10 protein-coding genes are annotated in these 6,822 nt (G+C 38.2%); 6 read left to right on the forward strand and 4 right to left on the reverse strand.

All coding sequences use genetic code 11. The features are described 5' to 3' along the window. Window positions 1-736 (reverse strand): NAD(P)H-dependent glycerol-3-phosphate dehydrogenase (locus B4H32_RS05150; protein WP_286800509.1); only part of this gene is annotated, 736 nt, incomplete at its 3' end. Window positions 737-778: 42 nt separating this feature from the next. Then, entirely contained in the window at window positions 779-1,357 is a 579-nt protein-coding gene (locus tag B4H32_RS05155; RefSeq protein ID WP_004680894.1) for a nitroreductase family protein, read from the reverse strand. Between the two features lie 195 nt (window positions 1,358-1,552). Between B4H32_RS05155 and B4H32_RS05160 the strand changes: the two genes are divergently transcribed. Beyond that, entirely contained in the window at window positions 1,553-1,936 is a 384-nt protein-coding gene (locus B4H32_RS05160; RefSeq protein WP_286800510.1) for a hypothetical protein, read from the forward strand. A gap of 49 nt (window positions 1,937-1,985) precedes the next feature. Here B4H32_RS05160 and B4H32_RS05165 read toward each other — a convergent pair whose 3' ends face one another. Both B4H32_RS05165 and B4H32_RS05170 read right to left on the reverse strand, forming a co-directional pair. Further along, on the reverse strand, window positions 1,986-2,225 hold the full coding sequence (locus tag B4H32_RS05165) for a hypothetical protein (RefSeq protein ID WP_004680896.1): 240 nt from the start codon (window positions 2,223-2,225) through the stop codon (window positions 1,986-1,988). 153 nt (window positions 2,226-2,378) lie between these two features. Then, entirely contained in the window at window positions 2,379-3,566 is a 1,188-nt protein-coding gene (locus B4H32_RS05170; RefSeq protein WP_286800513.1) for a phosphoglycerate kinase, read from the reverse strand. A 139-nt stretch (window positions 3,567-3,705) separates the two neighbouring features. Here B4H32_RS05170 and B4H32_RS05175 point away from each other — a divergent pair, with 139 nt between their 5' ends. The 5 genes from B4H32_RS05175 to B4H32_RS05195 form a co-directional block, all read left to right on the forward strand. Then, window positions 3,706-4,089, forward strand: coding sequence for a DUF2237 family protein (locus tag B4H32_RS05175; RefSeq protein ID WP_004680899.1), 384 nt, complete (start codon window positions 3,706-3,708; stop codon window positions 4,087-4,089). Next, window positions 4,089-4,682: a Maf family protein gene (locus tag B4H32_RS05180; RefSeq protein WP_004680901.1), complete on the forward strand. Its 594-nt coding sequence runs from the start codon at window positions 4,089-4,091 to the stop codon at window positions 4,680-4,682. Before B4H32_RS05175 ends, B4H32_RS05180 begins: the two co-directional genes overlap by 1 nt. Window positions 4,683-4,913: 231 nt before the next feature. Further along, window positions 4,914-5,708 (forward strand): PP2C family protein-serine/threonine phosphatase, encoded by a 795-nt coding sequence (locus B4H32_RS05185; RefSeq protein WP_004680902.1) that lies wholly within the window; start codon window positions 4,914-4,916, stop codon window positions 5,706-5,708. Next, complete coding sequence (locus B4H32_RS05190) at window positions 5,698-5,892, forward strand: DNA translocase FtsK (RefSeq protein ID WP_004680903.1); 195 nt, start codon at window positions 5,698-5,700, stop codon at window positions 5,890-5,892. The genes B4H32_RS05185 and B4H32_RS05190 overlap by 11 nt, the downstream gene beginning before the upstream one ends. Before the next feature lie 34 nt (window positions 5,893-5,926). Beyond that, the coding region (locus B4H32_RS05195; RefSeq protein WP_286800516.1) for a DUF262 domain-containing protein at window positions 5,927-6,822 on the forward strand (896 nt) is incomplete at its 3' end.

A 6,822-nucleotide genomic window follows, 5' to 3' on the forward strand; every position in this document is an offset into this window, starting at 1 on the left:
CCTGCTTGACTGCAAAACGACTCATTTCCGCCAAAGCACGGGTTAAGATCATACTTTTGGTATTTTCACCAATGTTATAGGCAGCGCCCATCCCCATTGCCACCGCATAGATATTTTTTAACGCACCACCCAGTTCCACACCATGTACATCATCACTGCCAAATACACGGAACAATGCACTATGCAAGGCGTGTTGCACTGCATAGCGAACCAGTTCAGATTCACTGGCAATCACTGTACCCGATGGCATACCTGCCATAATTTCTTTTGCAAGATTTGGCCCCGATAGAACCCCATAAGGCACTTCAGGTAATTCTGTACGGATAATATCACTCATAAAGCTAAAGGTTTTGGCTTCAATGCCTTTGGTCAGTGAAACCACTGCCTGCGCACTAATAAACGGCGCGATTTTCTTCAACACATCGCGGAAAGAATGACTTGGAATTGCCACCAAAATAATGTCACGGTCACGTATCGCCAACTCCAGATCAGAAACCGCACGCAGACCTGTTTCCAGTGTGTAATCAGGCAAATAGCGCTTGTTGATATGCGTTTGATTGATTTCCTCAGCAACAATCGCATCACGAATCCAGATCATGGTGTCGCAGCCATTACGCACAGCCAGATTCGCCATTGCTGTACCAAAACTCCCCCCACCCAGCACGGTAATTCTTAATGCTGTTTTCTGGTCTACAGCTACGGGTTCAACCAAATCGCTAAACTTCAACTCTGTCATTTTTTATCCTGAAACAAATTTCTAATCATTCACAAATAAGATTTAAGTAGCCTGCCATACTTTTAAAAAGTCCTGACTCTCTATTTCTGCACGAGGTGCAATCGTTTTGGCGGCTGTTCCAATATAAATAATACCAGAAATCAAATCTTGCTCTTTTAAGCCGAATTGTTGCTTAAGCCAATTAGATTCTACAACTGCACCAGAACGCCACATACTCGCAAAACCTTGTGCTTGTAATGAGAGTAAGAAGTTTTGAACAGCAGCACCCGTACTTAAAATTTGCTCGAAGTGCGGAACCTTTGGGTGATCTTGGATCGTGGTTAAGGCTAAAACAAGTAAAGGCGCGCGAAATGGATGATGCTTCACTCTTTCCAATTGTGCTGGCTCAGTCTCACCCAAATCGGCCAAAGCCTGTGCCAGATGCTCACCAAAAGCGGCACGCTGTTCAGGCGTCACAACCACAAAACGTGTTGGTTTTAAACGATGATGATCGGGCGCCGTGAGTGCGGCCTGCACCGCCTTTTCAAGTTGTTGTGTATTCGGCGCTGGTTCAATGAGTTGTCCAATCGATTGACGTTGATGAATATTATGATGAATGATTTCTATTTTTGAGTCCGTCATTGAAATAAATCTAACTAACACAAGGATTGCGCTAGATTAGCATAATCTGAATGATTTCCACCACGTCCAATCCCTGCTTAATCATTAATTTGAGAAATTTAACAGAGCATCAGCACAAACTGTACATAACCTGCAAAAGCATTCAAAAATTCTATGTTCAAATAATACAATTCTGTCGTAACTTGAGAACAAGCAATGAAAAAAAACTTTATTATGACTTTACTTGGCGGTTTGGCACTTGGATTAACTGCATGTGCATCCACCCCAACCAACACCTTGGCAATTCAAAAAGAAAACAATCAATATGAAGTTACAGGAATTGGTAAAACCAGCCTGATCGCCAAAAACAATGCGGTCAGTGCAGCACAAAAAACCTGTACCCGCAATACCTCGGCTGTCGTGGTTGATGAAAAAACCGCATATCAGGGAGTTTTAAAAGGTGTGGTGGATGAGCAAACAGGAAAAATGGTTGAGGCTGCCGCAGGGGTTATTGGTACACTGACTGGTAAGAATGCTTCGCTGGCAAAAGATGATGACTATCAAACAACCTTGACATTCTACTGCAAAACCAATGGATAAATATAAAAAAGCCGATGTTTAAACATCGGCTTTTTTATATTTTCGTCACTTATTGAACTTCGCTCACAGCCACTTCTGAAGCTGCACCCTGTTCCGTAACATCAGTATTGTTTTCATCTAAATTCGGTTTATCAATGGCATCAATCGCAGCCTGTTGTTCTGGACTGATCTGTGTGACTGAAGTTGTCTGCTCTTGCGGTTCAGCGTTTTTCGCTTCTTCTTTCTTTGCACATGCAGTCAACATGATTGGGGCAATGATTAAAGCGGCAAGGGTTAATTTAAATTTCATCACGGCTTTCCACAGTTAATGGTTGAAGTTGTGACAAGCATATTTCAGATATATGACATTTTTATGACCAAAATACCCGCCAAAAACAAAAGAGCCGATTTTCATCGACTCTTCTTTTTAAAACATACTTATAAATCAAAGGTTAAATCCTGATTATGCACGCTCAAGCAAAACTGCAACTGCTGGAAGCGTTTTACCCTCAACAAACTCAAGGAAAGCACCACCACCTGTTGAGATATAACCAATTTGATCAGCCACAGCATACTTATCAATTGCTGCAAGCGTATCACCGCCACCCGCAATTGAGAAACCAGCAGATTCAGCAATTGCCAATGAAAGTGTCTTAGTCCCTTCACCAAATTGATCAACTTCAAATACGCCTACTGGACCATTCCAAAGAATCGTTTTTGATGTTTTTAAGATTTCTGCAAAAGCTTGTGCAGTTTCAGGACCGACATCTAAAATCATGTCAGTATCTGCAACATCTTCTACTTTCTTAACAACTGCTTGAGCATTTGCTAAAGAACCCAAGAAGTCATTGAAGTCGATTTGAGTTGCATCAGCAACAACGACATCAGTTGGTAATGGAACACTTACTTTTGCAGCAATTTGTTTTGCAGTGTCGACCAAATCAGCTTCGTAAAGTGATTTACCGACATTGAATCCAGCAGCAGCCAGGAATGTATTGGCAATACCACCACCGACAATCAATTGATCACAAATCGTAGAAAGTGAATTTAATACATCAAGTTTTGTTGATACTTTAGAACCTGCAACAATTGCTACCATTGGTTTTTCAGGTGTTTGCATTGCTCGACCTAGCGCATCTAATTCAGCGGCTAATAACGGACCAGCAGCAGCAACTTTTGCAAAACGTGCTACACCTTCTGTTGACGCTTCTGCACGATGAGCAGTACCAAATGCATCCATAACAAATACATCACAAAGTGCTGCATATTTTTGTGCAAGCTCTTCTTTATTTTTCTTTTCGCCATGATTGAAACGTACATTTTCAAGTAATACCACTTGACCCGCTTCAACCTCAACACCATCTAAATAATCAGTAAATAATTTAACATCCTGACCTAAAGCAGTGCTTAAATAAGCTGCAACTGGTGCAAGAGATTGTTCTGGCTTTGGCTCACCCTCTACAGGACGACCAAGATGAGAAAATACCATTACCGCAGCGCCTTTATCTAACGCAGCTTTGATTGTTGGTAATGCAGCACGTAAACGTGCATCGCTGGTAATTTCCCCATTTTTTACAGGAACGTTTAAGTCTTCACGAATAAGAACACGTTTACCTGCTAAATCAAGGTCAGTCATGCGCTGAAAATTCATGGATGGCTCTCTAATTGATTTTAAAAACGGCGTAATTTTAAATGATTCTTAAAAATAAAGGTGAGTTTTTTTGCAGAAAAGCTGTCTAAAATTTCACTTTTGATTATCATAATCATCGTTATTAAATCTTTGTATTCTTATGTCTATTCATCCTGATCCAAAAATTAATCGTCTAAATGTTCTTGGTGAACCTTTATCTAGTTGTTGCTTTGACCCGATCACGGGCTATTTTCGTAATGGTTTTTGCCATACGGCGGTCACGGACTTAGGTCAGCACACCATGTGCGCGCAAATGACTTCAGATTTCTTAAATTTCTCACAAAAAGTTGGCAATGATTTAATTACGCCTTTACCTGAAGTAGGTTTCCCTGGATTAAAACCAGGTGATTTTTGGTGTATTTGCGTCACACGTTGGGTTGAAGCCTACGAAGCAGGTCATGCCCCACCAATTAAATTGAATGCTTGCCATAATGCTGTTTTGCATTATGTGCCACTGAATATTCTCGTTGAATATGCAGTCTAATGAATCAGTTTGAATTGATTTTGGCATCGAGCAGCCAAACCCGTAAAGACTTGATGGATCGTTTACGATTGAACTATCGCTGTATTTCACCTGATATTGATGAATCTGCAATGGGCGAATTACATGCCGATGATTTAGCCAAGCGTCTTGCTTTTCAGAAAGCACGAGTTATTGCTGAACTGAATCCAAATGCGATTATCATTGGTTCTGATCAAGTCGCTTGGCGTGAACACGCGCCGTATGACTTTATTGGTAAACCTTTGAGTGTTGAAAATGCGATTCAGCAGTTACAAGAAAACTCAGGGAAAATCGTGTTTTTTAGCACCGCTCTCAGTGTTCAGCATTTACGATCAGGGTTTGAAAGAACTCTGGTTGAGCATTATCAAGTGAAATTTCGCCAACTGACGCTTGCTGAAATTGAGCGTTATATCGAGATTGATCAACCTTTACATTGCGCAGGTAGTTTTAAGTGTGAAAGCTTAGGGATTAGCTTATTTGAGAAAATGGTGGGTGATGATCAAACTACGTTGATGGGCTTACCGATGATTCAGCTTTGTAAAATTTTACGCCAGTTTGGGATAAATGTTCCTTGATCTCTATTATTAGCTCTTTGGTTGCCAAATTTAATATTTTTATACTTCTAAAGAAAAAACCAACTTTACGCTTTTAAGAGTCCGTTCACGGTGCAATTTTCTCTTATTTGATTATACTATCGTAACAAAATATTTATTTTATAAATTAAACACTTAAAACTAAAAATATGATTGACCACTTCATATTTCGATTGCTATAACTTACTCACTTTCTCCTCATCAGGACTCACCGTGACTGATCTCTATTATGAAATGCAGGCTTTAACATGGCGAGCAAAACCACCCATTCAACAAGATGCAATCTTGATTGGAAATAAAGTAATTCAGCATGATGGCTTGATCAGCAAATGCTATCTTTATCAAAAAGATGATGATTGGTGTGCTGCTGTTTCAGATGGTGTCAGCAGTAGTCCGAAAGCGGAACAGGCATCAAAATGCGTTTTAAACAGTGTTTTACAACAAACCCAAACTCAGCAACGGATTCATTTAAAACAAGTTCAAGATGATTTAAGCCAGTATTTAGCAGGCAACTCAAAGACTTATGCTTCTAGTGCCACTTTGGCAGTCGTTACACCCTCTAGCCCATTTGGATTTGTCAATATTCAGCATTTAGGTGATAGTCGAGTCTACTTATTTAGCAGCCATAATCAATACTGGTATGCCCTGACCCAAGACCATAATTTCATTACAGAAATGCAGCAAAATGGTGAAGCAGAAATTAAAGCAAATGAACAATATGCCAGTTTCTATTACATGCTGAATCATTGTTTTTGTGCAGATTCTTTACATGAAGTTCCCGAATTTTCTCCCAAAGAAGAATATTTGGTTGTAGGAGATGCTCTCTTGATTTGTAGCGATGGTGTGCATGATGTGTTGGAATGCAATCACTGGAAGCCTTTAATGCCTGAAACTCCATTAAAAACATGGTTATTAAATATGAAAACTGCCCTCCATCAAAATCATTCTTTTGATAATGTTAGTATGATTTTGATTCGTCTCACACAGGAAAACCAACATGCAGGATAATAAAGAGTTATTACAACAGGCAATACTATTTGCTCAAGAAGTCGAACACATTTCTGTTTCAAGCTTACAAAGAAAATTTTTAATCGGTTATCAACAGGCGAATAAGTTACTCGAGTGTTTGATTGAAAATAAAATTTGTGGAGCAGAATTAACTGTTAGTTTGGATTATAAAATCAATAGATAATTGCTCTCTTATACGACATTCACAAGGAAAAAATATGTCCGACCACCAAAATGTTTCAGTATTGACTATTCAATCATTGTTTCAGTCAGATCAAAGTATTCGTATTCCCTCTTATCAACGAGCATATAGTTGGGAAAGCAAAAAACAGTGTGTTCAATTTCTTGAAGACTTACTCGAACAACAAGGTAAACAATATTACCTTGGTCAATTCTTATTTGAAAAAGATGATCACACTTTATTTATTATTGATGGTCAGCAGCGTTTAACAACAACTGTTTTATTTTTTGCTGCACTTGCATCTGTGAAAATGCAACGCCAACAAGACATTCAACATCTAAAAAATGCTTATTTAAATAATGTCTTTCAGACGATTACGGAAGATCAAGATGTATTTGAACGAATTACACAACAAAATATTATTGATGACATTCTATATGTTGAAACACATTCACAAAAACGACTGATTCTAGCATTTAATTTTTTCGAAGAAAAATTACAAAATTTTGATCTAGATCAACTTAATATACTGCAATCTGCTTTAGAACAAGCGGTGATTAGCCAATTCCATATTACAAGTAAAGCTCAAGCGACCCAAGTTTTTGAATATCAAAATAATCGAGGAAAAGATCTTTCTCAATTTGAAATTATTAAAGCTTATTTAATGCATCAGATTTATATTCATAGTGACAATGATCAACAAGCAAACCAAGATATTAAAGAAATTGAGCAATGTGTCACTAGCATCTATCGTTATTTTGAGCGTGTTGATGGTTATTTTTCCGAAAAAGAACTTTTAGAAAATTTTTATCATTTATTTTATACGATTACATCAGATATTCATGCCGATATAAAAATCAAATTAACTCAATTTATTTATCAACAGGAAAAAACTCAATGGATTTTACAATTTTTTGAAAATTTTGAAAAGAT

This window comes from Acinetobacter sp. UBA2063, from assembly GCF_002333245.1.
Taxonomy (GTDB): domain Bacteria; phylum Pseudomonadota; class Gammaproteobacteria; order Pseudomonadales; family Moraxellaceae; genus Acinetobacter; species Acinetobacter parvus.

Excerpts from the sequence above, each read along its gene's own strand:
- B4H32_RS05155 (WP_004680894.1), bottom strand. The coding sequence starts at position 1,357 with ATGACGGACTCAAAAATAGAAATCATTCATCATAATATTCATCAACGT.
- B4H32_RS05160 (WP_286800510.1), top strand. The coding sequence starts at position 1,553 with ATGAAAAAAAACTTTATTATGACTTTACTTGGCGGTTTGGCACTTGGA.
- B4H32_RS05165 (WP_004680896.1), bottom strand. The coding sequence starts at position 2,225 with ATGAAATTTAAATTAACCCTTGCCGCTTTAATCATTGCCCCAATCATG.
- B4H32_RS05170 (WP_286800513.1), bottom strand. The coding sequence starts at position 3,566 with ATGAATTTTCAGCGCATGACTGACCTTGATTTAGCAGGTAAACGTGTT.
- B4H32_RS05175 (WP_004680899.1), top strand. The coding sequence starts at position 3,706 with ATGTCTATTCATCCTGATCCAAAAATTAATCGTCTAAATGTTCTTGGT.
- B4H32_RS05180 (WP_004680901.1), top strand. The coding sequence starts at position 4,089 with ATGAATCAGTTTGAATTGATTTTGGCATCGAGCAGCCAAACCCGTAAA.
- B4H32_RS05190 (WP_004680903.1), top strand. The coding sequence starts at position 5,698 with ATGCAGGATAATAAAGAGTTATTACAACAGGCAATACTATTTGCTCAA.